The sequence below is a fragment of the Rheinheimera sp. genome (assembly GCF_030824435.1).
GTDB lineage: Bacteria > Pseudomonadota > Gammaproteobacteria > Enterobacterales > Alteromonadaceae > Pararheinheimera.
In genome coordinates this window covers 32970-56600 of the sequence record NZ_JAVBXS010000088.1, presented here as the reverse complement: position 1 = coordinate 56600, position 23631 = coordinate 32970, and the positions used below count along the sequence as shown (strand labels likewise).

The following is a 23631-nucleotide window of genomic DNA, read 5'->3' as shown; positions in this document are numbered from 1 at the left end:
ATGAAAAAGGCCAGTGTTGTGATTGAAGTGCCGTTTTTTGATGTGGATGCGATGCAGATTGTCTGGCACGGCCATTATGTCAAATATCTGGAAATTGCCCGTTGTGCTTTGTTGCGTACTTTTGATTACGACTATCCACAAATGCAGCAGTCGGGTTATTTGTGGCCTATTGTCGATTTAAACCTGAAATACCGCGGTTCAGCCCGTTTTGGTAAACAAATTGAAGTGACCGCCACCTTAGTGGAATGGGAACACAGATTGAAAATTAACTACCGTATTATTGATCTTGAATCCGGCCAGACCCTGACCAAAGCCAGCAGTATTCAGGTGGCTGTTGATATGCAAAACCAGCAAATGTGTTATGAATCACCACTGATTTTGCTGCAAAAATTAGGCTTACAGCCATGAGGTTGTGGCACCAGGTTGTTGCAGCTGCGCTGCTGATATTGTTATGGCCAGTGGCGGCCACTGCCAGTGACAAAGTTATAAAAACCAACACCGCTAATGCCAGCACAGCTAAAACCAGCACAGCAGCACTAACAGCACCTGCCGTTTCTGCACCAGCGCAGTTGGCAAAGTGGCAGATGCTACAAGGCCGGTTTTATTTTCAGCAGCAAAAATGGATCCGCGGTTTAAAAAAGCCCCTGCAAAGCAGCGGATATTTGCAGCTTGAGACAAAACGTCTGCTGTGGATCACCGAAAAACCGGTGCAACAACAGATAGTGCTGGATAACAGTGGTGTGCAGCAACAGCTTGATGGTGCATTAAAACTGCAACCTGGCACAGAGCTGATTGGCAGCCTGATGCTGGCGGTAATGCAACAGGACATTACTTTTTTACAACAGCATTTTGTGTTGCAACAAATGCCAGAACATTGTGTACAACTACAACCGCTGAAAAAACCTCTGACAGATTTTTACCGCCATATCACGCTTTGTGGTGCTGACAAACTGCAACAAATCACCTTGCTGGAAATATCAGGCAACCGCAGTGACATTCAGCTCAGCACAGGTGCTACGCAGTGAAGCTGAAACAAAAAGCCGTGTTTATCTGGGCTGGCTGGCTGGCCACTGTGTTGTTGCTTGGGCTTTATTTGCTGTGGCAACTGCCACAAAGGCACTGGAGCAGCAGTATCACTGCGGCTTTTCCGGCGGCAGAGGCCGACTGGCAAAGAGATTTAGTGTCGCAGCACAGCGCCAATCGCCAGTTAAGGCTGGTGCTGACCGGCCTGGACGCTGAACAACTGGCACAGGCTGCCACACAGCTTCAGCAAGGGGTGTTGTCGACACAAAACCATGGGCTTGATGACAAAAAACCGCTGTTAAGCTGGGTCACGCCGGATCAGCAGTTGGCGCAGTTACAGCGTTATCTGCAGCATTCAGCGGCTTTAGTGGCAAGCCCAGAAGCAAAACAACAACTGGCAGCAGCACAATATCAGCCATTACGTGATGCCGCCTGGCAAAGGTTATTAAGCCCCCAACCTTTTGCCGATGCCGCACTGGCGCAAGATCCGTTGTTATTGTCGCAGCAGGCCACAGAAAGTTTGCTGAACCTGTTGAATCAACAGCAGCTCATACCGGCCGGTGGTTATCTGACAGGCAAGCTCGAAGCAGATCCTTTTGTGTTATTACATGCCCAGCTTGAGATAGACCCTTTTGACACTGCGCTGGCAACAGAGCTACATGGGGTGCTGATGCAACAACTAGAGCTGTTACAACAACAATATCCAGAACTTAGGTATCATCACAGCGGTGTGTTGTTTCATGCAGTCAAAGCAGCGGCCCGAGCGCAGGCTGAAATGAACTGGTATGGCGGTTTGTCGATGCTGGCCATCCTGTTGTTGTTAGGCTGGGTATTTGCCAGTGCCAAACCTTTGTTGCTGGCGTTGCTGACTTTATCTACCGCAGCTCTGGCCGGTTTAGCCGCTGTGATCTGGTTGTTTGACGCGCCGCATTTATTGGCTTTTGTGTTTGCCACCACCTTAATTGGTGTTGCCATTGATTATTCTTTTCATGGTTTGCTGGCGGTGCAACAAGGTGCGGCTTTTTTCCGCCGGATGTTGCCTGGATTAAGCCTGAGTTTGTTATCGACTTTGCTTGGTTATGCCGCTTTGTTGTTGTTGCCGTTGACGATTCTGAATCAGGTGGCGGTATTTATGCTGGTGGGTTTAACTACAGCTTACCTGATGGTGCGCTGGTTATACCCTGTGGCACTGGCGCAATATTCGTTGCAGGTGGCACCGCTGGCAAAACGTGCTGCAGCCGGTTTTATTGGCTTGTGGCAAGGGGTCAGCACAGGCAGGGCATGGGGTTTATTGCTTGGTGCAGCGCTGTTATCTCTGTGGTGTTTTGTGCCTTTGATGCACTTTAGTGATGATGTGCGGGGTTTTAACCGGCTGGATCCTGCGCTGAAAACACATGAACAACAAATGCAACTTTATAGCGGCCAGAGCTGGGACAACAAGTTTTTATTAGTGTCAGCCACCAGTCTGGAAGCCTTGTTACAACAGGAAACAGCGTTGCGGCCCTTATTAAGCAGCTGGCAACAACAAGGTGTGTTGGCCGGCTGGCAGGCGTTATCGGATTGGTTGCCGTCCCAACAAGCTCAGCAGCAGTTACAACAGCAGTTACAACAAGCTTATCAGTCGGATGTGCTTAAAGCTTATTTCACCGAATTGGGTATTGAAGCGCCTGCACCTGTCAGCAGCTGGTTGAGCGTCGCTGATGTACCGGCAATGGTGGCGCAACAATTGTTTCAGCCAACTCAGCTGGGCGGTGCCCCTGCTTATGTCAGCCTTATTTTATTAAAAGATGCCCGTTTGACAACAACACAATTGCAGCAGTTGCCCGCCAATGCTGCTGTGCAGTTATTTGACCCTGTTGCCGATGCTTCTGCCAGAGTGGCCGGGGTGCGTCAGCAGCTGATGCTTGGGTTAGCTGTGGCAGTTGCGGCAGCCATGTTGTTATTGGGCTGGCGCTACGGTGTACGTCAGGCCACTGCAATAGCGTTATTTTTGTTGGTGGCAGTGCTCAGTGCACTCAATGTCAGTCTGGCGCTGGGTTATAGCTTAAGTTTATTTCATCTGGTTGGCGTGCTGCTGGTGGTGGCGCTTGGCTTTGATTACGCCATCTTTTTTGTGTCGGGCCTGGAGCGGGCAGAAGTGCAGCTGGCGGTAGGGTTGTCGGCCCTCACCAGCATGTTGGCTTTTGGTATGTTGGCTTTTAGCCAGACGCCTGTGATCGCAGGTTTTGGTCTGACAGTGTTGATTGGCATTTTGGTGGCTGTGCTGACAGCACCTGTGTTAACAAAAATCGGTATCAGGGAGTAACCAAACCGATGAATAAAGATTTTTTACCTTTATACGATGTGATTATTATTGGCGCCGGGCCTGCCGGTGCTTGTGCCGGTGCTTTGTTACGCCGCGCCGGTAAAACAGTGCTTTGTGTAGAAAAAGCCCATTTCCCGCGTTTTTCCATTGGCGAAAGTTTATTGCCGCATTGTATGGAGTTTTTAGCCGAAGCTGGTTTGCTGGACAGGCTGGAGCAACAAGCGGACAGCTTAGGTTTTCAGTTTAAAAACGGTGCAGCTTTTTTAAAAAATGGCATGCGGACTGAATTTGATTTTACCCGCAAGTTTTCTAAAGGCCCGGGCACGACGTTTCAGGTCAAAAGAGCAGCTTTTGATGCTTTGCTGGCCGATGGTGCTGCGGCTCAGGGGGTGGATATCCGTTATGGGCTGGAAGTGACAGACTTTTTATACCCTGATGCTGAGTTGGTGCAGTTAAAGGTCAACAATGAGCAGGGTGAAAGCCGCTTGCTCAACTGTAAATTTGTGCTGGACGCTTCAGGTTTTGGCCGGGTGTTGCCGAAATTATTAGATTTGGAAACTCCGTCCGGTTTCCCGGTGCGTCAGGCCTGTTTTTGTCATATCCGTGATGGCATCACAGACCCAGGGTTTGACCGCAATAAAATTTTAATTACCGTGCATCCCACTTTGCACGATGTCTGGTATTGGTTGATCCCTTTTAGCGACGGCACTGCCAGTTTAGGTGTGGTTGGCGCCACGGAACGTTTTGCCGCCACTGACACCGCAGCTGCTTCGTTATGGCAAAAAGTGGCAGACGAAGCTGATTTATCGTTGTTATTGGCCAATGCAGAAGCCATTAACGAGGTACGCAGTCTGGTTGGTTATTCTGCCAATGTTGGCGATTTGGCCGGTGACAGGTATGCGCTGCTTGGCAATGCCGGTGAATTTCTTGACCCGGTATTTTCGTCAGGCGTGACTATAGCGCTGCGTTCAGCCAGCACTGCGGTGCCGCTGGTACTGAAACAGCTGAGTGGTGAAGCGGTGGACTGGAATGCACAATACACCAAACCACTGCGTCATGGCATCAGCACCTTCCGCCAGTTTGTCGAAGCCTGGTACGACAGCCGTTTTCAGAACATTATTTTTAACGAACAACGGCAGGAGCAAGTCAGTCAGATGATTTCTTCTATTCTGGCCGGTTATGCCTGGGATCAACAAAACCCTTATGTGGCTGACACCAAAAAACGTTTACAAACCCTGAGTGAAATATGCGCTTAGTGCTGCTGTTGCTGCTGGCTTTAAGCCTGAGCGCCTGCCAGTTATGGCCAAAACCGCCATTGTATTATGCCTTTGGCGGCGGAGGTTATCAGCTGCTGACACAATGGCCAGGCCCTTCGCAGCAGTTGTTGCAGCAGGTGCAGTTTAAAACCGCAAAACAACAACAGGAGTTTTTACTCAGTGTGCAGCTGTTGCCGGAGCAAATGTTGCTGGTGGCCTTATCGCCGCTGGGGCAGGAGCTGGGGCGGGTAGAATTAACCGCCGATGGCCGTCTGCAACATCAAGGGCAAGCACCTTTTTCTGAACCTGCTTTTGCGCTGCAGTTATTAGCGCAGATGCAATGGAGTTTATGGCCGGTAGCGGCGCTACAACCCCGGTTCAGTGGTTTGTTGTTACAGGAAAAACAACAGCAGCGACTGTTGCTGGATAGTAAATTACAGCAGCTGTTGGTAATTCAGGGCGCTGGCGGTCCGGTGGCTGGCCAAATCACCGACATCACCCAACCGCATTACCAGTTGCGCTTAACTACTTTGCAGCAGGACTTTTTATGACAGAAGTGCAGTGCAACACAGCGGATACAACTCAGGCGCCGGTATTGGCGGCGCTGGGTATTTGTTGTGCTTTGGGTGCTTCCAAACAGCAGGTCTGGCAGGCGGCAGTGGCCGGCAGCAGAGCTGGCATGGTTTGGCGGGACGACTTATTGCTGGCCGGGCAAGCTGTGGTGGTTGGTGCCGTGACTGAAAAGTTGCCGCAGATAGACCCTGCTTTTGCCCATCTGAGTAGCCGCAATAACCAGCTGGCTTATTGTGCTTATCTGCAAATTGCCGCTGAGGTGCAACAGGCAAAACAACAATATGGCGCTGAGCGTATTGCCGTCGTGCTTGGCAGCAGCACCTCGGGTATTGCCGATGGTGAAGATGCACTACAGCAGCGCTTAAACAGCGGTAACTGGCCTGCGGATTATCACTATCAAAAGCAGGAAATGGCAGCACCTGCGCATTTTATTGCTGCAGTTGCCGGTGTCAGCGGCCCTGCTTATGTGATTTCCACCGCTTGTTCATCGAGCGCCAGAGCGCTTATCAGCGCCCGCAATTTATTAACTTCCGGCTTGGCAGATGCTGTGATAGTGGGTGGGGTGGATTCGTTATGCCGTATGACCTTGCAGGGTTTTGCCGCGCTGGAATCTGTGGCGGCCGGTTTTTGTCAGCCTTTTGCAGAGGGTCGGGACGGCATTAACATTGGTGAAGGTGCAGCGCTGTTTTTAATGTTGCGCCAGGCTGATGTAACAGCGCAGCAACCGGGCGCTCAGCAGCTGATTGAGCTGGCAGGCGCCGGTGCTGCAGCTGATGCTTATCATATGTCGGCACCACACCCACAAGGGCGGGGTGCAGAAGCGGCCATTCGTCAGGCGCTTGCTCAGGCCGGTGTCAGCGCCAGCGAACTGGGTTATATCAATTTGCATGGCACTGCCACGCCACTGAATGACGCTATGGAAAGTACAGTGTTACAACGCCTTGGCGCAGATAAAGTGCCGGCCAGTTCCACTAAAAGTATGACCGGCCACACTCTGGGTGCTGCCGGTGCTATTGAAGCTGCCTTATGCTGGTTGTTATTGTCAGACTATAATGCCGCTTTTGCGTTATTGCCTCAGGTGCGGGATAACCCGGCGGATGCAGAACTGCCAACACTGAATTTTGTGTTGGCCGGGCAACAACAACCCCTGTCCTTATGCCTGAGTAATTCTTTTGCTTTTGGTGGCAACAATGCCGCTGTTATTTTGAGAAGACAACGATGATAAGCGGTTATGCGCTGGAGCAGTTATTGCCCCATGATCACCCGATGATTTTACTCAGCCGTTTTATTGTTGCTGATGAAAATTCAGTACAAACCGAAGTAGAAATCAGCAGTAGCAGCCCGTTTTTTCAGGATGTTTTACAGGCAGTGCCGGCTTATGTTGGCCTGGAATATATGGCGCAAACTATTGCCTGTTATGCCGGTGCCAATGCTTTGTTGAACGGTAATGAAGTAAAAATTGGTTTTTTGCTCGGTTGTCGTAAATATGCGCCTGCTGTCAGCCAATTTGCGCTGGGAACAAAATTGCAGCTGAAAGCTGAAAAAGTGGTGAGTGAAGACACTGGCTTAAGTGTGTTTTTATGTGAAATTTCGGCCAACGGCTTTGTGCTGGTGCAGGCCAATTTAAATGTGTTTCAACCAGAAAATCATCTGGACTGGTTAAAGGAGTTTTAAATGCAACGTTGTTTAGTGACAGGCTCGGGCCGCGGAATAGGTCGTGCTATTGCATTACAGTTAGCCAAAGATGGTTTTGATGTGACAGTACATTGCCGCAGTGATGTGGCAAGTGCGCAAGCGGTGGCAGCACAAATCCGTGCTTTGGGGCGGCAATCTCATGTATTGCAGTTTGATGTGGCCGACCGCGCCAGTGCCAAAGCCATACTGGAGCAGGATGTGGCCAGCCACGGTGCTTTTTATGCGGTGGTGTGTAATGCCGGTATCAGCCGCGATGGCGCTTTTCCTGCGCTGACAGAACAAGACTGGGATCAGGTGATCCACACCAATCTGGACGGTTTTTATAATGTGTTGCATCCGCTGGTGATGCCAATGATCCAGCTGAGAAAAGGCGGCCGTATTGTCACTATTGCTTCTGTGTCCGGTATTGCCGGCAACAGAGGTCAGGTGAATTATTCAGCGGCCAAAGCCGGTTTAATGGGCGCCACCAAAGCGCTGGCGCTGGAGCTGGCCAAACGCAAAATTACTGTCAATTGTGTCGCCCCAGGTCTCATTGAAACCGAAATGGTCAGCGACTTGCCGATAGATGAGATGTTGCAAATGGTGCCGCTGCGCCGCATGGGCACAGCAGAAGAAGTGGCGGCAACAGTCAGCTTTTTATGTTCTGAGCCTGCCGCTTACATTACCCGGCAGGTAATTTCAGTGAACGGCGGTATGATCTGATGAAAAGAGTGGTTGTTACCGGCATGTCGGCTATTACTGCGTTGGGGCAGGACTGGGCAACGTTCCGGCAGAATATCAGTGTGGGCAAAAGTGCCACCCGCTATATGCCGCAGTGGGATTGTTATGCAGATTTAAACACCCGCCTGGCAGCACCAGTGCTGGATTTTGAACGTCCGGCGCATTATTCGCGCAAGTTAACCCGCTCTATGGGCCGGGTGTCTTTAATGGCCACCCGCGCGACCGAACTGGCGCTGCTGGACGCCGGTTTAACTGAACATCCGGCTTTAACAGATGGTCGTTGTGGTATTGCGTATGGCTCTTCCACCGGCAGTACCGAACCTATCAGCGCTTTTGGCCGTATGCTGGATCAACACAGTATGGCCGGTGTCACAGCCACCAGTTATATCCAGATGATGGCGCATACCACAGCGGTCAATCTTGGGGTGTTTTTTGGCATTAAAGGCCGTATTTACACCACCAGCTCGGCCTGTACTTCGGCGTCACAAGGCATAGGTTATGCCTACGAAGCTATTAAATTTGGCCGCCAGACATTAATGGTGGCCGGTGGTGCTGAAGAGCTTTGTGTCACAGAAGCTGCGGTATTTGATACTTTGTATGCCACCAGTACCCGCAATGCTGAACCAGCTTTGACACCAAGACCTTTTGACAGCAAAAGGGATGGTCTGGTGATAGGGGAAGGTGCCGGTACTTTAATTCTGGAAGAGTTAGAACATGCGTTGGCCCGTGGGGCAAAAATTTACGCCGAAGTGGTGGGTTTTGGCACCAACTCCGATGGTTTGCATGTGACCCAGCCTTCAGCCCCGACCATGGAGCAGGCGATGCGACTGGCATTGGCGGATGCTGAATTAGCGCCAGACGCTATTGGCTATGTGAATGCCCATGGCACAGCAACAGACAGAGGGGATGTGGCGGAAACTCAGGCTACGGCTCAGGTCTTTGGCGCTTTGATGCCTATCAGCTCGCTGAAAAGTTATCTGGGCCATACGCTGGGCGCTTGTGGTGCTATTGAAAGTTGGGCCAGCATTATGATGATGCGTGACAACTGGTACGCACCCACTTTAAATCTGACCGAAGTGGATGCCGCTTGTGCTGAGCTGGACTATATCAGGACATCAGCACGCGAATTACAAGCGCAATATGTGATGAGCAATAACTTTGCTTTTGGTGGCATTAACACTTCACTGATTTTCCGCAACTGGAGCGATACAACAACAGCGCAGGGTAACAGCTGATGCAAAAGCTGCCGCCCGGGCTGTCGTTATTAAAAGTGCTGTTATTTATAACGTCGTTATTGGCGGGCGCCTCAGGCGCAGCATCGGCAGCACAGGGCCAATATCAGTTGGGTGTTGGGGTATTGGCCGGTGCTCAACCGCATTATCCCGGCGCTGCTCAGTCGGCACATTTTGTGTTGCCTGTGCCTTATTTCAGTTACCGCAGTGCGCAGTTACAAATTGACCGTCAGGGCGCCACAGGTTTATTGGCTCAAGGCGACCACTGGGCGCTGAACCTGAGTCTGGCCGGTGCTTTTGCTGTGGACAATGATAAAAACCAGCTCAGGCAAGGTATGCCGGCGCTGGATTGGATAGCCGAAATTGGCCCGGCTTTGGATGTTCAGCTCACGCCCAATCTGCAATTACGTTTACCTGTCAGAGCAGCTTTTGCCACTGATTTTCAACAAGCTTCAGGGATTGGCTGGCGCTTTGAACCTCAGCTGCGTTACCAACAAAAAATGGCAGCAGGTTTCACATGGGAGTCGGTATTGTCGCTTGCAGCAAGCAGCAAAGCTTACCATCAGTATTTGTATGGGGTTGCGCCAGAGTACCAACAAATCCAAAGGCCAACGTACAGCGCCACAGCTGGTTTTAGTGGTTGGCGTTTTGCCAATGGTGTCAGCCTGCAACAAGGGCACTGGTGGTTTGCTTTGTACAGCAGGTATGACTATCTGCACGATGCCACTTTTGCCAACAGCCCGTTATATGCCAAAACACATCAGCTCAGCGCCGGTATTGTGGTGGTGAAAATTCTGAAAACCGGCGCCTGGTAAAAACTGCGCTGGCAAAGATACGCAGTTTTCGGGTTCAGCTGTGTTGCTGCGCTGAATTGTTTTATCTGTTGCTCAGGCTCGCCTGATTCATTTTTAACCGGATATCCTGCCGCAGATTGTTCACCCAGTTGCCATACTGGCGGTGAATTTTGCCTTTTTTCGCGTCCATATTGACTGAGTCAACATAGGTAATAGCAAAAGACTGCGGATTGTAAGTCAGCATGGTCACGACTTTATGTGAACGTATATTCAGTTCTGCATGAATTTTTCCCGGTGCCTGAAGTGTCATCAGCCAGCCGCGGTTGGTACCCGCATCCAGAATGGCTTGTTCCATTTGTTTTGGTGTCAGGTTATAAGGCACAGGGTCGGTATAAACCTGTTGTAGCGGGGAGGATTGGCAGGCAGCCAATAACAAAACCAGTGCAGTTGCAGTAACTAATTTCCCAAATGACATCATGCGCTCCTTGTAAAAAGAGCGGTATTGTTAAAGATTTTTTAGCAAATATCCAGAGCAGGGTGGCAAAGTTTAACCCGCTACTTGCAACGACAAAGCGTATTTTTGCCGCAATTTTTCGATGCTGCCATCCTGTAACATTAAACTCAGTTCTTTATTCAGTTGCCGGACAAAAGCCGGACTGACACTGTTGCGGCTCAGCATAAAATACACCTGACCAATCTGCTGTGGTGGCAGTGGATGTTGCACTATCAGTTGTTGCTGGGCTGTATTTTGTAATGCCAGCACCCCATTAGGGTAATAATCCAGATAGAGTTGAACCCGGTCGCGCAATAACAGCTGGCCAAGGGATTGCCGGTCAATGGCTTCCACTATTTTGCTTTTTGTATCAGGTTGTTGAAACAAGCTGTTGATGGTGTCGCCATAATAGTTACCTCTGATCAGCCCAACCTGATAACCAAGGCGGACAATATCCTGCAGCTCTTTGATAGGCAGTTGTGTGCCGGCTTTCACAAATAATGCCAGTTGTTCTTGTTCATAAGGTATCGAAAACCAGGCAAATTCGGCTCTTTGCGCCGACATGGACGCGTTCATTAACACATCCACTTCACCTTCTTTTAGTAGCATTAATGAGCGTTTCCACGGCAAATCGGTCAAAATTTCCAGATCACAACCTAATCTGGCAAACAATTGCTGAATAAACTCTATGCGGTAACCGGTGAGTTTGTGTTGTGGGTCCCGAAAGGAAAAAGGCGGCATCTGATCGCTGGAACGGCTGACCACAACACGCTGACAAGGCCAGTCCAGCAGTTCTGTTGCCATCAGGGCAGAAGATTGCAGCAGCAAGCAGGCCGGTAGCAGCCATAACACCGTATGTTGGAATAGTTTCAAAGACACCCCACTGTTGAATTGGCTACAAGCTGACGGCGATTTTTTATTCTATAACAAAAGCTTAAAATCAAACACCGTTCATTTTATCGCCACATGGTCTGCTGCCGTGGTTATTTTTTTGCCCTTGGATGGGCGGCGTCATACACCTTGGCCAGATGCTGAAAATCCAGATGGGTATAAACCTGGGTGGTGCTGAGGTTGGCGTGTCCGAGTAATTCCTGCACTGCACGCAGATCGCCGCTCGATTCCAGCAGATGGCTGGCAAAAGAGTGGCGCAGCATATGTGGGTGTACATTTTGCTCCATGCCCTGGCGTGCCGCCCAGAGTTTCACTCTGCTGCGCACATGACGGGCACTGATCCGGCTTTTTTGCCGGCTTAAAAACAAAGCATCCTGCTCTTGCCCCAAAAATGCCGGTCGCAGTTGCAACCAACGTTGCAGCGCCTGCATTGCCAGCCGGCCTATAGGTAAAATCCGTTCTTTATTGCCTTTGCCACGCACGCGAATTTGTTGTTCGCTAAAGGAGATATCCCGCACATTGGCACTGACCAGTTCATCCAGCCGCAGACCTGAGCTGTAAAAAAGCTCCATTATCGCCTGATCACGGCAGGCCAAATCGTCGTCGCTGCTGTTGAGATCCAGCAAACGATTCATCTGATCAACATCCAGGTTTTTTGGTAAAGGTCTGGCGGTTTTCGGCACTTTTAAATAAGCGGCCGGATTGTCACTGAGCTGTTTTAAGCCAACAAAATAACGGTAAAAACTACGTAAAGCGGCAGCGCGTAGGGCCAGACTGCGAGGTTTTAAGGTTTTACGGCAGGATAATAAATGTTGTTGCAGCTGTTCCTGGCTCAGTCCACGCCAGTCACTGGCCTGATGTTGTAATTGACTGGCGACGGCACTGAGTTGTTGCTGGTAACTGGCAAGGGTTTGTGCGCTGTAACCACGTTCAAACTGCAAATAAGCCAGAAACTGACTCAACCAGGGTTGAAAACCGGCCAGCTCAGTTTTTGTCATAACGTGGCAACACCACGGCCAGCAGTTTGGCGATATGGTCGAGAAACAGCGTGTCCATACTGGGTTGGAAATGGTCATCCAGCTCGCTGCCAAAAGCCAGCAGCGCCAGAGGTTTATCCACCTGACTAATCAACAACAAAGCGACCGAATGAATATTGGGGGTAAACAGCGTGGCCATTTCGTCTTTATTCAGCCGGCCAAAATAATAACTGCGGTGTTGCAACCTGTGTTGCAGCACCAATTGCAGGCCGCTGAAATGTTCACCCATAGCTTCATGGTTAAAATCGAGCAGGGTACAGGCATGCACCTGTGGCATTTTATTGGCAAAAGCGCTGAGCGCTATGGTGATATCGGTGCGCTGGCGCGCCGATAATAAATCCAGATGCAGCTGATTAAGCGCAAAAAAGATATGTTCGTTTTGCCGGGCAACACTCATCAGTCGGGTGATGTCTTCTTCCATACCACGAATACGTTCACGTTGCATTTCCAGCTGACGTTCCACCAGCGAGATGGCGCCCCGCTGGGCATGAGGTAAACGCAGCCGGTTCAGCAATTCTGGGTGATGCTGAAAAAACGCCGGATGCTCCAGCAGATACTGGTACACCAGCTCGTCCTGCAACAGCGCTTTTTCCTGGTCGTTCAGTTCGGTAACGTCGGTTTTTACACCCGTTTTTACATCTGTCATAACACCAGTTGTCCGTCAAATACATGTTCTGCCGGGCCTGTCATTTTGACTGGCTGGCCTGGACCGTTCCAACGAATATGCAAGGTTCCACCAGGTAAATCAACTCTGACACTGTTGCTCAGCGTTTTTTGCAGTTGTCCAATGACAGCGGCAGCGCAAGCGCCTGTGCCACAAGCTTTGGTTTCACCGGCGCCACGTTCCCACACCCGCAATTTAATATGCGAAGGGTTTAACACCTGCATAAAACCAATATTGGCGCGCTCCGGGAAACGTTCGTGGTTTTCAAACTCCGGCCCCCAGCTGTGCACTGGTGCCAGGTCTACGTCATCAACTGTAATCACCGCATGTGGGTTACCCATAGACACTACACCACACAAAGTGGTAGCGTTTTCGGCGTGCAGAATGTAATTCACTTCCTGCTTTTGTGCTTTAAAAGGCACTTTAGCTGGCTCAAATTGCGGCACACCCATATTGACTGTGACCTGGCCATCCTGCTCGACATAAAGCACAATTTTGCCGGATTTGGTGCTGACATTAATTTTGTATTTGTTGGTGAGGCCTTTAGTGCGGACAAACTTGGCAAAACAGCGGGCACCATTGCCACATTGTTCTACTTCAGAACCGTCGGCATTAAAAATCCGGTAATGAAAATCCAGATCCGGATCATAAGGTGGTTCCACCATTAACAACTGGTCAAAACCAACACCAAAATTACGGTCGGCCAGCGCTTTGATTTGCTCTTTGGTCAGAAACACGTTCTGACTGACGGCATCGACCATCATAAAGTCGTTGCCAAGTCCGTGCATTTTAGAAAACTGTAATAACATGCCAACCTTATATCTTGCTGCGCATTTGCTGTTGTTGATGCCGTTATTCTGGCAACAGTTGTTCACCTTGCCACAAGTCCTGCCATTGTTCACGCTGACGGACCAGATAAGTGTTGTTGCCGTCAACCAGTACTTCAGCGGCACGTGGCCTGCTGTTGTAATTAGAACTCATGGTAAAACCATAAGCGCCGGCTGAACGCACCGCCAGTAAATCACCGGGTGCTATGGCTAAATCACGGTCTTTACCAAGGAAATCACCGGTTTCGCACACAGGGCCTACCACATCATAACGTTGGGCCTTCAGATCTGCTTTCAACTGCACAGGCACAATATTCATCCAGGCACTATAAAGCGCCGGACGAATCAGGTCGTTCATGGCGGCGTCTACTATGGCAAAATTTTTCTCTTGCCCTGGTTTTAAATATTCCACTTTGGTCAGCAAGACACCGGCGTTGGCCATAATGGCACGACCAGGTTCAAACAGCAGCGTTAAATGTGGATAATTGGCCAGACGTTTGACCACTTCAGCGGCATATTCGGCCGGATGGGGTGGGGTTTCATCCAGGTAAGTCACGCCTAAACCACCACCAATATCAATGTGCGATAACACTATGCCGAGGTTTGCCAGTTTATCAATCAGCACTAAGAGTTTATCCAGTGCATCTAAAAAGGGTTGGGTTTCAGTCAGTTGTGAGCCGATATGACAATCAACACCACAAACTTTTAAGTGACTGGCGCTGGCAGCCACCTGATACATGGCAACAGCGTTATTAATATCAATACCAAACTTATTGGCTTTAAGACCCGTTGAAATATAAGGATGGGTTTTGGCGTCGATATCCGGATTCACCCGGATAGAAACAGGGGCAATTTTATTCAGCCGGCTTGCGACCTGCTGAATGCGGTACAGTTCGGCTTCGGACTCGACATTAAAACACTTGATGCCGGTATTGAGCGCAAACTCAATTTCAGACTCGGCTTTACCCACACCGGAGAACACTACTTTGCTGGCATCACCACCGGCTTGCAACACGCGGCGCAGTTCACCTTCAGACACAATGTCAAAACCACTGCCGAGGCGCGCCAGCAAATTTAACAAGGCAATATTGCTGTTGGCTTTGACCGCATAACACACCAGATGTGGATGTGAACCGGCGGCATTGGCAAAAGCCTGATAATGACGCTCCAGCGTGGCGCGGGAATACACATAAGTTGGCGTGCCATATTGGGCGGCGATATCGGCCAGTCTGACCTGTTCGGCCAGCAGATGCGGGCCCTGATAATTAAAATAATCCACCAAAATTACCTTTGCTGTTGCATGGGCTGTTGGGTTGCGTCCTGCTGTGCAGAAGCAGCAGGCTGCGCGCTGGTCTGTTCTTGCTGTTGCTGCGTATTGGTTGTCGCTTTGGTGTTGGGCAGGGTCAGGTCACCTTTTTGGCCACAACCAGTCAGTAGCAGACAAAGAACCAGCAGGCAGAACAAGGATTGAGTCACAGCTTTCATCGTTTCTGTTTCTTTAATTTTTGAGCGCTCTATAATCGCATCCTTAGCAGCAAAAGCAAACAGGTGAAGCCGATGAATGACGTAGAATATGATGAGTTGACCGACAGTGTTTTGCTGGCGGTAGAAGAAGCCATCGAAAATATCGATCTGGATTTAGATTATGAGAACCACGGCGGTTTGCTCAGTATCGTTTTTCCGGACAAAAGCAAAATTATTATTAATAAACAACCACCACTGCATCAGCTGTGGGTGGCGACCAAATTTAATGGCCACCATTTTGAATACCAGAACGGCCAGTGGATTGATAACAGAACCGGCACCGAATTCTGGACTTTGTTAAAAGACGCCGCTTCGCGTCAGGCCGGGCAGAGTGTGGAGTTTGTGCGTTAAATGAATCAGTTACCTTTTGTAGATGTAAAGTCCCCTGGCCCAACCACTGCGGCCGTGATTTGGTTACATGGTTTAGGCGATTCCGGCCATGGTTTTGCGCCTATAGTGCCGGAACTGCGCCTGCCGGCCGGTCACGGTGTAAGGTTTTTATTTCCGCATGCGCCTGAGCAACGCGTCACCATCAATAACGGCATGGTGATGCGCGCCTGGTACGACATTAAAACCTGGGATTTACAAAACCGCGCTGATGAAGAAGGTGTACGCCAATCTGCTGCGCTGGTGCAGGCATTAATCGATAAAGTGATTGCCACTGGTGTGCCAGCCGAAAAAATTCTGCTGGCAGGTTTTAGTCAGGGGGGCGTGATAGCGCTGCACCTGCTGCCGCGGCTGCCGTATAAAATTGCCGGTGTGATGGCACTTTCTACTTATATGGCGGTGCCGGATAAACTCAAAGAAGAAATGAATGTGCTGAATAAAAGCACGCCGGTATTTTGCGCCCATGGTGTTGCTGACCCTGTGGTGCCACTGCAGGCTGGTCAGGCGGCATTTAACAACCTAAAATATGCAGGTTTTAATGTGCGTTGGCTGGATTACCGCATGGAGCACAGTGTTTGTGCCCAGGAAGTGGATGATATGAGCCGGTTTATTCAACAGTTATTGTGCCAATAAAGCAAAGCCAATAAAACAAAACCAGCAATACAAAATCGTAAAAGCAAAAATCAGTAACCCATGTCAGAACCCGCAGCCGGAGTGAACAACCGGCTGCTACTGACACCAGAGAAATAAAGTGTCTGAATCAGCTGCCAAACTCAGGGTAAAAGTAACCTTGCACCGCGACTTGCCGGTGGAACCTATGCCGCAACTCAAACGTGCCAAAACATCAACTTCAAAATTGAAGTTGATGCTGTTGTTAGCAGCCTTGGTTGCTGCTGGTTTTTGGGCCTGGCAACAACTGAATAACAGCAAAGCCATGGCAGAACAGGCCGTCATTGAAGATGTTGTTGCAAGCAGTGATGTCCCTGACACAGAGCTGGCGGCAAAAGAGGCTGAACCCGCAGCTTTGCAGCAAAAAGAAGAGACAGCGCCTGCTGAAAATGACATTCAGCCGCAGGGCAATACCAGCAATAGCGTCGAGAGTGGCCTCAATCACAACGATGTGCAGCTTCAGCTTGTTGCTGCGGATAACAGTGCAGCTGTTACTGCAACTCAGACGGCGGCTCCAGAAACACCGCAGGCGGACGCTGAATCGCCATTGGTGCAAACCGCTACTGCAAACAGCAAGCCAGATACGAATGTGCCCGATACAACCGCAAGCGGAATCAAATTACCCGAAGGTTTTAGCCGTATTGTGCTTGTTGCCGATATGGAACAGCTGGAGCCAGGCGCACCAGTGGCGCAGCTGGTGGCGAAAAAAGATATTCAGCGTTTGTATTTATTTACTGAACTGAAAGGTTATGCCGGCCAGCAGCTGAAACACCGTTGGTCTTTTAACGGCGTGGTACAGACAGAAGCTTTACTCACTATCGAAGATTCGCCCTGGCGTACTTATAGTGAAAAATGGCTGTTACCAGACCAGCTTGGCGCCTGGCGGGTCGAAATTATTGATCAGCAGCAAAATGTGCTCTACTCGCACGACTTTCAATATCAATAGCAGTTATACTAGCGCCAGTTTTTTAACCGACGGTGCCGCTTCACCGCACCGTCGCGTTTAGCCTTCAGACTCAGGTTTTTTGCATGACCCAATTGATCCGTATTGCCACCCGAAAAAGTGCCCTTGCTTTATGGCAAGCCGAATTTGTTAAAGCACAACTGGAACATTTTCATCCGGGTTTGCAGGTAGAGCTGGTACCTATGTCCACTCAGGGCGATAAAATTCTCGACACTCCTTTGGCGAAAATTGGTGGTAAAGGTCTGTTTGTCAAAGAGTTAGAGGCTGCCATGCTGGAAGGCCGCGCCGATATTGCCGTGCACAGCATGAAAGATGTCCCTGTTGAGTTCCCCGAAGGTTTGCAGCTGCAAACCATTTGTGAACGGGAAGACCCGCGTGACGCTTTTGTCTCTAACAACTTTGCTACGCTTGCCGATTTACCAGCAGGCGCAGTGGTGGGCACCTCCAGTTTACGCCGTCAGTGTCAGCTGAAAGCACAGCGGCCGGACCTGCAGATACGTGATTTACGTGGCAACGTGAACACCCGTTTAGCCAAACTGGATGTCGGTGAATACGACGCTATTATTCTGGCGGCCGCGGGCCTTATCCGCCTTGGTTTTGAAGAGCGCATCCGCACCCATTTGCCGGTAGAACAAAGCCTGCCCGCCAATGGCCAGGGTGCTGTTGGTATTGAATGTCGCAGCGACGATACAAACATTCAGGCGTTATTGGCGCCGCTTGAGCATTTGCCAACACGTCAGGCCGTGCTGGCCGAACGGGCGATGAACCGTCGTTTACAAGGCGGTTGTCAGGTGCCTATTGGCGCTTTTGCCGTGCATCAGGGGGATGAACTCTGGTTACGCGGTTTGGTGGGATCCCTGGATGGCCAGCAAATTTTACATGCAGAGGTGCGTGGCTCTGCTCTTGATGCCGAAGCTTTAGGTTTGCAACTGGCAGAACAACTGCTGCAGCTGGGCGCCGGTGCTATTCTCAAAGCTGTTTATCAGACGACTCCTTAATTAATGAACAAACTGCAGCACGGCATGCAAGAACCCGCTTCCGCTGATTTTCCGGTGCTGATCACCAGACCTGCCGGTAAAGCAGATAATCTGCTGGCCGGCCTCGATGAGCTCGGAATTACCTATACCTATCAGCCGCTGATTACCACTCAGTTGATGCCACTGCGGGGCAGAGACAGCCAGCACCTGCAACAAGCGGAACTGGTGATTTTTGTCTCTGTTTCTGCTGTTACCTGCCTTGAACAACAATTTGATTTAACCCGCCTGACTCAACCTTTGTTGGCCGTTGGCGCCACTACGGCCTCAGCGCTGGAGCGTAGTTGTGGTCATCCGGTGACAGCACCAGTGGACCAGCGTAGTGAAGGAGTTTTGGCCTTGCCACAACTGCAGAATGTCGCCGGCAAAGAAGTGGTGATAGTGCGGGGGAACGGCGGCAGAGAGCTGATTAAACAAGGTTTATTGGCCCGCGGTGCCAAAGTCACTTATGTGCAAAGTTATAAAAGAGTACCCTTGCCGCTGGATGGTCAGCGCTTGTCTGACCAGTGGCGTCAGCAACAAATTCAATGTATCGTAGTGACCAGTAACGAAATTTTATCCCTGCTGCTACAATCCCTGCCCGAAACTGCTTTGCCCTGGCTGGCAGAGCGGCAATGGATCATGGTGAGCCAGCGCATGGCTGAAACCGCCATTGCCAACGGGATCCCATTAAGCAATATTTCTCTGGCCGCCAGTGCCAACGACCAGGCGTTGTTAGAAGCCATTTGTCAGTTAAGAAGGAAATTTCATGAGCGAGCTCAGTCCAATGCTGAATAACGAATCTGCAGCCCCTGCTGCTGTGGCGACAACGCCGGTAAAACCGGCGGCCAGAACAGGTTCTGCCGTGATGCTGGGCATGATGGCCTTATTGATTGCTTTGGCTGCTGCCGCTATGGTCGGCTGGTTTTTTTATGTCTGGCAACCGCAGTTAGTTGCACTGCAACAACAGCAACAAACGCTACAGAATCAACAACAAAGCCAGACTGCACTATTTCAGAGCAAACAGGAAGAATTACAGCAGGAAATGCAACAACAGCTGGTGAATGTCGTTGCCGACTGGACTAACAAAGAGCAGGCGCAGCTGGAAAAGACTCAGCAGGAACTCAGCAAACTGCAAACGCAGCTGGACCAGCAAAGTGGCAACGTCAAAGGCTGGCAACTGCTGGAAGTAGAATATTTCCTGCGTCTGGCCGAACAAAAACTGTTTTTAGAACAAAATGTCACTGGTGTAGTGCAGGTGCTGGAGCTGGCTGAACAAAGGTTAAAACAAATGCAGGACGCCAGTCTGGTGGCAGTGCGTGAAGCCATTGGCCAGGACAAACATATGTTGTCTGAGCTGAACACACCAGATATGCACCAGTTGCATCTGACCTTGTCGGCGCTGCGTCAGCAAAGTCTCACCTTGCCGCTGCGTCAGTCAGAAAGGGCGATGGACAATCAATCTGAAGAAGAAATTACCGAAGACGCCGCCGACTGGCAGTCTAATCTGGCGTTGTACTGGGGTAATTTCTGGCGGGGTCTGGTGCAGGTGCGTGCCAGCTTGCCTGAAGATGGTGTCAGCTTAACGGCGGAGCAACAAATCAGTGTACGCAACACTTTAACCCAGCAGCTTCTGTTGGCTGAGCTTGCCGCCATGCAACACAATCAGGCGGTTTATGCTGCTGCTATTCAGCAAAGTGCTGACAGTTTACAACGTTATTTTGCTGCCACTGAACCAGCGGTACAACAAATGGCCGATGACTTAGTGGCGCTGTCGGCGCTGCAGGTGAGTTTACCTTTGCTGGCACCCTTAAAAAGCCCGGCCTTGTTTGAAGCTTACCGTCAGGGCACTGCTGAAGCGGAGCTGACCTTATGATCCGGCTGGCATTTTTTATTCTGGTGCTTGGCCTTGCCATGTTGCTGGGGCCTATTCTTGCCAACCACCCTGGTTATGTGATGCTGGTGGTGGCCGGTGTCACTATTGAAGCCACTTTTATTGGCCTGATGCTGGTACTGTTTGTCAGTATTTTTGGCTGCTGGTTGTTGTGGTGGGTTTTTAAACGTTTATTCCATTTACCACGCTTAAGTTTCAGCTTTTTGCGTTCACGCAAAGAACGTCGCGCCCGTCAGGCGATGCAACATGGTTTGTTGGCTTTTGCCCGGCAAGACTGGCAACAGGCTGATCAATATTTTGATATTGCCAAAGCCGATTCTGACTGGGACAAAATGAAACAAATTATGGCTTGTTATGCCGCGCAGCAAGCCGGTGACAGCCAAAAAGCCAATCAAAAAGCAGCGCAGCTGGACAGCGATGATAGCGACACCTGGCTGGTGGTGGCTGATTTATTATTGCAACAAGGTGACGCCCAAAAAGCAGTAGCTTACCTGGCGCCTAAAATGGAGCAAAACCAAAAAGATGGCCGTATTGGTCGCCTCTGGCTGGCTGCTTTGCAACAGGCAGGGCAGTGGCAGACTTTGTTAGAGCAGGTGCCGGTAGCTATTAAACAACAATGGCTAAATAAAGCGCAGTGGCAACAATACCGTTATCAGCTATATCCGGCTGCTATTGCCGGTTTGGCTCAGGCCGGTGTTTTTGATGAAAACCTGCCTTATTGGAACAACTTACCGGCCAAAGAGCGTAAATCTGTTGCGGCAACCCTTGGCAAAGCCTGGGCCAAAGCTGTCAGTGGTGAGCCGGAGCAAGCAGAAAAAATCCTGCTCGATAGCCTGGCTTTGGCTGACGTACCGCTAGCCTGGCGTGCGTTACAACAAATTCCGCTGGGTCGTTCGGTATTAGGTTTACGTAAACAGGTGCAGCACTGGTTACGCGACCACAATAACAACGGTTATTTGTATGCGTTGTTAAGTTATTGCGCCGCGCAGGAAGGTGAGCTGGAACAAGCGCAGCATGCCTGGGACAAAGCGCTGCAATATCAACCTGATTTAAGCAAAACAGCAACTTTGCCGCGTTGATTTAATTGCAGCTGAACAACGAACTCCCCTTGTTATCCGGGCTGGCGCCAGTGGCACAGCCCGATGCTAAAATTCTGATCCTGGGTAGCATGCCGGGTCAGGCCTCGCTCGACGCCCAGCAATATTATGGTCACCCGCGCAATCAGTTCTGGCCTTTGATGCAGCAGTTGTTTGGCGTGGATAGCACTTTGCCTTATGCCGGACGTTTAATAGCCTTGCAACAGGCTGGTGTGGCTTTGTGGGATGTGATTGGGGTTTGTCAGCGTCAGGGCAGCCTTGACAGTGCCATCCGGTCTTCTTCAGTGCAGTTGAATGATTTTGCCGCCTTTTTGCCTGAGTTACCGCAGTTGCAGGCCATCTGGCTCAACGGCAGCACTGCCGCAAAGAGTTGGCAAAAACTGCAGAAATCCGGTTTAACCTTACCTGCAACCATACAATTATGGTCGTTGCCGTCCAGTAGTCCGGCGCATGCGGCCTGCAGTTTCAGCGACAAGCTGATGCAGTGGCAACATGCCCGGCAACAAAGTCAGAATTAAAGCAAAAGCGGGGAGCACAGATGGACCTAATCAGCTGGCATGACTTTATGCAGGTCGAACTGCGTGTTGGCACTATAGTGGCGGCAGAAGCCTTCCCGCAGGCGCGTAAACCAGCCTGGAAGTTGACCGTCGATTTTGGTGCTGATATTGGCCAGCGCCGCTCCAGTGCGCAGCTGACAGCCTTGTACCAGCCAGAGCAGCTTATTGGTAAACAGGTGCTGGCGGTGCTGAATTTCCCGCCAAAACAAATCGGGCCTTTTGTGTCTGAATGTCTGGTGACAGGGTTTTACCGCGACGATGGTGCTGTGGTATTGGCGGTGCCGGATCAGCCGGTGCCCAATGGCGCCCGGCTGGCCTGAACAGTTGTTATAAAGCGGCTTTTAACTCTTTGGCTGTGGCATGGCCTTTGGCAATAGCGGCATCCAGCAGTTTTTCACCTGCAACTTTCTGTCCGTTCAGAATAAGCGCTGTGCCGGCCCATGACTGTACTACAGGGTCTTGTTGTTCCAGCAGATACAATTCCCACTCGAGCCGTAAGGCCGCCAGTGCTCTTTGTGCTTCCAGATTGCCACCACGGGCTGCCTGTTCCAGCCAGTAGTCGTTGGAATAAGTTTGTGGGATCCGTTGTGCACTCAGCAGCCGTGGGCTTTTATTGCCATCCTGATTTTGTAATTTGTAAAAACCAGCTGTCACTTGTTCGGTGGTCAGACGTTTGCCCAGCAGCACTGCAGCTTGTTTGGCCTGACGTTCAGCGTTGTTGTCATGCACCGCCTGTACTACAGCTTGTGCGTCCAGCGTGACAAAAGTATGGTCTTTAAAACCTTCGGGTAACTGCAACTCTTTGCTGACGACCTTGCCATTTTTGACAAAATCCGCCGTGATAGGCCCCAGCGCCGGTGGCAGCGATTTGTCCACAAACTGGGTCATGGCGCTTTTGCTGCGGGCCAGATCGAGAATATTCGCCAGCGCATTCTGGTGCATTGGTGACCCCAGCGCCGCATATTGCCACATCTGGTATTCGCTGAAGATGCGCTCGACCTTTTGATGATCAATATCACCTAACGAAAAAGTCAGCATCACCCTGCTGATAAATTTATTGTTGCCAGCTTCATATTTCCAGCGTTTTAACGCGCGTATAGCCTCGCGTTCAAACAGGCCTTTCGGGAAAGCATTCAGTACATCCACGGCTTCCACATCCCCTTGTTCGTTCACCAGCAAACGCATGGTGACAGAACCAAATGCCCCCCTGGCTGCCGCTTCTTTTGGATATTCAGGTGGAATACGTTTAATTGCTTTGCGCTTATCACCAAACAAGGCTGATAGTTCTGGTTTAAGTTTGCCTGTCACTTTGACTTGTTGCAGCAATTGCGTCAGCAGTGTGGCGGCCTGTTGTTGTTCTGCTGCCGTCAGTTTAGTGCTGATTTTGTCTGCCAGCGCTTTGGCGCTTGGGTGTTCACGTGTTGCGGCAAACTCAAAATAAGCCAGCGCTTTGACCAGATCGCGTGGCTGGCCTTCAGCGTTGGCAGCCATGGCTCCTAAATTAAATGCCGCCTGTCCATTGGCCAGGGGTAACAAGGCAGTAAACTGCTGCGTTGCTGTTTGAAAATCTTTGTTTTCATAAGCCTTCATCGCATCCAACAAATCGGCCTGACTGGCAAAAGTGCTGCACAAGATTGCCATCAATACAAGTTTACGCATAAGAAGTTCCTTTTCCGGTAACTGGGTTTTACAACTCAGACATTGTTACATATAAAGCGCAAATAATTGATATTTTGTTTGCGAAATTCCCTTTTTTTGTTGATTGACAGCAGGTTAGCTCTGCCGCATATTAAAACTCCACTGATAAATTTTTATGCAGAGTCATTGTGAAAAAGCCGATACCACTTTCAGGGTTACCGCTGTCACAACAGGTGCACAAACCTGCCAATCTGCACGCCTGCGCTACTGACTACCACTTGTCGGAGTGGTTTGATCTATAAGTTTTCCCCCGCTCTGTAATCCGGAATTCCGGAGTCATGCCGTTTTGCGCCGGCGTGGCGCCTGAAGCCATGGGCC

The 23631-nt window shown here is 50.4% G+C and carries 27 protein-coding genes; 19 read left to right on the top strand and 8 right to left on the bottom strand.

Features of this window, described 5'->3' with window-relative positions:
• The 10 genes from RCH83_RS14875 to RCH83_RS14830 are packed head-to-tail and all read left to right on the top strand — an operon-like array spanning position 1 to position 9619.
• Positions 1 to 408, top strand: a complete 408-nt coding sequence (locus tag RCH83_RS14875) for a thioesterase family protein (protein WP_306523506.1) — start codon at positions 1 to 3, stop codon at positions 406 to 408.
• Positions 405 to 1025 carry an outer membrane lipoprotein carrier protein LolA gene (locus tag RCH83_RS14870; protein ID WP_306523504.1) on the top strand — a complete coding sequence of 207 codons (621 nt, stop codon included), beginning with the start codon at positions 405 to 407 and terminating at the stop codon, positions 1023 to 1025. Before RCH83_RS14875 ends, RCH83_RS14870 begins: the two co-directional genes overlap by 4 nt.
• Positions 1022 to 3328: a hypothetical protein gene (locus tag RCH83_RS14865; RefSeq protein WP_306523502.1), complete on the top strand. Its 2307-nt coding sequence runs from the start codon at positions 1022 to 1024 to the stop codon at positions 3326 to 3328. Before RCH83_RS14870 ends, RCH83_RS14865 begins: the two co-directional genes overlap by 4 nt.
• 8 nt (positions 3329 to 3336) lie before the next feature.
• Positions 3337 to 4584: an NAD(P)/FAD-dependent oxidoreductase gene (locus RCH83_RS14860; RefSeq protein WP_306523500.1), complete on the top strand. Its 1248-nt coding sequence runs from the start codon at positions 3337 to 3339 to the stop codon at positions 4582 to 4584.
• Positions 4575 to 5135, top strand: a complete 561-nt coding sequence (locus RCH83_RS14855; RefSeq protein WP_306523498.1) for a DUF3261 domain-containing protein — start codon at positions 4575 to 4577, stop codon at positions 5133 to 5135. The genes RCH83_RS14860 and RCH83_RS14855 overlap by 10 nt, the downstream gene beginning before the upstream one ends.
• Positions 5132 to 6379, top strand: a complete 1248-nt coding sequence (locus RCH83_RS14850) for a beta-ketoacyl-ACP synthase (protein ID WP_306523496.1) — start codon at positions 5132 to 5134, stop codon at positions 6377 to 6379. Before RCH83_RS14855 ends, RCH83_RS14850 begins: the two co-directional genes overlap by 4 nt.
• Positions 6376 to 6831 (top strand): 3-hydroxylacyl-ACP dehydratase, encoded by a 456-nt coding sequence (locus RCH83_RS14845; protein WP_306523494.1) that lies wholly within the window; start codon positions 6376 to 6378, stop codon positions 6829 to 6831. Before RCH83_RS14850 ends, RCH83_RS14845 begins: the two co-directional genes overlap by 4 nt.
• Complete coding sequence (locus RCH83_RS14840; RefSeq protein ID WP_306523492.1) at positions 6832 to 7554, top strand: 3-ketoacyl-ACP reductase FabG2; 723 nt, start codon at positions 6832 to 6834, stop codon at positions 7552 to 7554.
• On the top strand, positions 7554 to 8807 hold the full coding sequence (locus RCH83_RS14835; RefSeq protein ID WP_306523490.1) for a beta-ketoacyl-ACP synthase: 1254 nt from the start codon (positions 7554 to 7556) through the stop codon (positions 8805 to 8807). Before RCH83_RS14840 ends, RCH83_RS14835 begins: the two co-directional genes overlap by 1 nt.
• The gene (locus RCH83_RS14830) at positions 8807 to 9619 is read left to right on the top strand and encodes a MipA/OmpV family protein (RefSeq protein WP_306523488.1); all 813 of its coding nucleotides are present in this window, start codon (positions 8807 to 8809) and stop codon (positions 9617 to 9619) included. The genes RCH83_RS14835 and RCH83_RS14830 overlap by 1 nt, the downstream gene beginning before the upstream one ends.
• A gap of 61 nt (positions 9620 to 9680) precedes the next feature.
• On the opposite strand, the gene RCH83_RS14825 is transcribed toward RCH83_RS14830, so the two are convergent.
• The 7 genes from RCH83_RS14825 to RCH83_RS17645 all read right to left on the bottom strand — a co-directional run bounded on the left by RCH83_RS14825 (position 9681) and on the right by RCH83_RS17645 (position 14995).
• A complete protein-coding gene (locus tag RCH83_RS14825; RefSeq protein WP_306523486.1) occupies positions 9681 to 10073 on the bottom strand; it encodes a hypothetical protein in 393 nt (130 codons plus the stop codon).
• A gap of 72 nt (positions 10074 to 10145) precedes the next feature.
• Positions 10146 to 10964 carry an ABC transporter substrate-binding protein gene (locus tag RCH83_RS14820; protein WP_306523484.1) on the bottom strand — a complete coding sequence of 273 codons (819 nt, stop codon included), beginning with the start codon at positions 10962 to 10964 and terminating at the stop codon, positions 10146 to 10148.
• A gap of 110 nt (positions 10965 to 11074) precedes the next feature.
• Positions 11075 to 11980, bottom strand: coding sequence for a tyrosine recombinase XerC (gene xerC, locus RCH83_RS14815; protein WP_306523482.1), 906 nt, complete (start codon positions 11978 to 11980; stop codon positions 11075 to 11077).
• Entirely contained in the window at positions 11967 to 12665 is a 699-nt protein-coding gene (locus tag RCH83_RS14810) for a DUF484 family protein (RefSeq protein ID WP_306523480.1), read from the bottom strand. The genes xerC and RCH83_RS14810 overlap by 14 nt, the downstream gene beginning before the upstream one ends.
• Complete coding sequence (gene dapF / locus RCH83_RS14805) at positions 12662 to 13492, bottom strand: diaminopimelate epimerase (RefSeq protein ID WP_306523478.1); 831 nt, start codon at positions 13490 to 13492, stop codon at positions 12662 to 12664. Before dapF ends, RCH83_RS14810 begins: the two co-directional genes overlap by 4 nt.
• Positions 13493 to 13535: 43 nt before the next feature.
• Complete coding sequence (lysA, locus tag RCH83_RS14800) at positions 13536 to 14789, bottom strand: diaminopimelate decarboxylase (RefSeq protein ID WP_306523476.1); 1254 nt, start codon at positions 14787 to 14789, stop codon at positions 13536 to 13538.
• Positions 14790 to 14794: 5 nt separating this feature from the next.
• Complete coding sequence (locus tag RCH83_RS17645) at positions 14795 to 14995, bottom strand: lipoprotein (protein ID WP_373689778.1); 201 nt, start codon at positions 14993 to 14995, stop codon at positions 14795 to 14797.
• Positions 14996 to 15067: 72 nt separating this feature from the next.
• Between RCH83_RS17645 and cyaY the strand changes: the two genes are divergently transcribed.
• The 9 genes from cyaY (at position 15068) to RCH83_RS14755 (ending at position 21935) form a co-directional block, all read left to right on the top strand.
• Positions 15068 to 15385: an iron donor protein CyaY gene (cyaY, locus tag RCH83_RS14795; protein ID WP_306523474.1), complete on the top strand. Its 318-nt coding sequence runs from the start codon at positions 15068 to 15070 to the stop codon at positions 15383 to 15385.
• A complete protein-coding gene (locus tag RCH83_RS14790) occupies positions 15386 to 16054 on the top strand; it encodes an alpha/beta hydrolase (RefSeq protein ID WP_306523472.1) in 669 nt (222 codons plus the stop codon).
• Between the two features lie 118 nt (positions 16055 to 16172).
• A complete protein-coding gene (locus tag RCH83_RS14785) occupies positions 16173 to 17036 on the top strand; it encodes a DUF2914 domain-containing protein (RefSeq protein ID WP_306523470.1) in 864 nt (287 codons plus the stop codon).
• Positions 17037 to 17119: 83 nt separating this feature from the next.
• Complete coding sequence (gene hemC, locus RCH83_RS14780; protein ID WP_306523468.1) at positions 17120 to 18052, top strand: hydroxymethylbilane synthase; 933 nt, start codon at positions 17120 to 17122, stop codon at positions 18050 to 18052.
• Positions 18053 to 18076: 24 nt separating this feature from the next.
• A complete protein-coding gene (locus tag RCH83_RS14775; protein ID WP_306523464.1) occupies positions 18077 to 18865 on the top strand; it encodes a uroporphyrinogen-III synthase in 789 nt (262 codons plus the stop codon).
• The gene (locus RCH83_RS14770) at positions 18837 to 19943 is read left to right on the top strand and encodes a uroporphyrinogen-III C-methyltransferase (protein ID WP_306523462.1); all 1107 of its coding nucleotides are present in this window, start codon (positions 18837 to 18839) and stop codon (positions 19941 to 19943) included. The genes RCH83_RS14775 and RCH83_RS14770 overlap by 29 nt, the downstream gene beginning before the upstream one ends.
• Positions 19940 to 21040 (top strand): heme biosynthesis HemY N-terminal domain-containing protein, encoded by a 1101-nt coding sequence (locus tag RCH83_RS14765; RefSeq protein ID WP_306523460.1) that lies wholly within the window; start codon positions 19940 to 19942, stop codon positions 21038 to 21040. The genes RCH83_RS14770 and RCH83_RS14765 overlap by 4 nt, the downstream gene beginning before the upstream one ends.
• Positions 21041 to 21045: 5 nt before the next feature.
• Positions 21046 to 21576 carry a DNA-deoxyinosine glycosylase gene (locus tag RCH83_RS14760; protein WP_306523458.1) on the top strand — a complete coding sequence of 177 codons (531 nt, stop codon included), beginning with the start codon at positions 21046 to 21048 and terminating at the stop codon, positions 21574 to 21576.
• Positions 21577 to 21596: 20 nt separating this feature from the next.
• On the top strand, positions 21597 to 21935 hold the full coding sequence (locus RCH83_RS14755) for a tRNA-binding protein (protein WP_306523456.1): 339 nt from the start codon (positions 21597 to 21599) through the stop codon (positions 21933 to 21935).
• Between the two features lie 7 nt (positions 21936 to 21942).
• On the opposite strand, the gene RCH83_RS14750 is transcribed toward RCH83_RS14755, so the two are convergent.
• Positions 21943 to 23274 carry a TonB family protein gene (locus tag RCH83_RS14750; protein WP_306523454.1) on the bottom strand — a complete coding sequence of 444 codons (1332 nt, stop codon included), beginning with the start codon at positions 23272 to 23274 and terminating at the stop codon, positions 21943 to 21945.
• Positions 23275 to 23631: the final 357 nt, after the last annotated feature.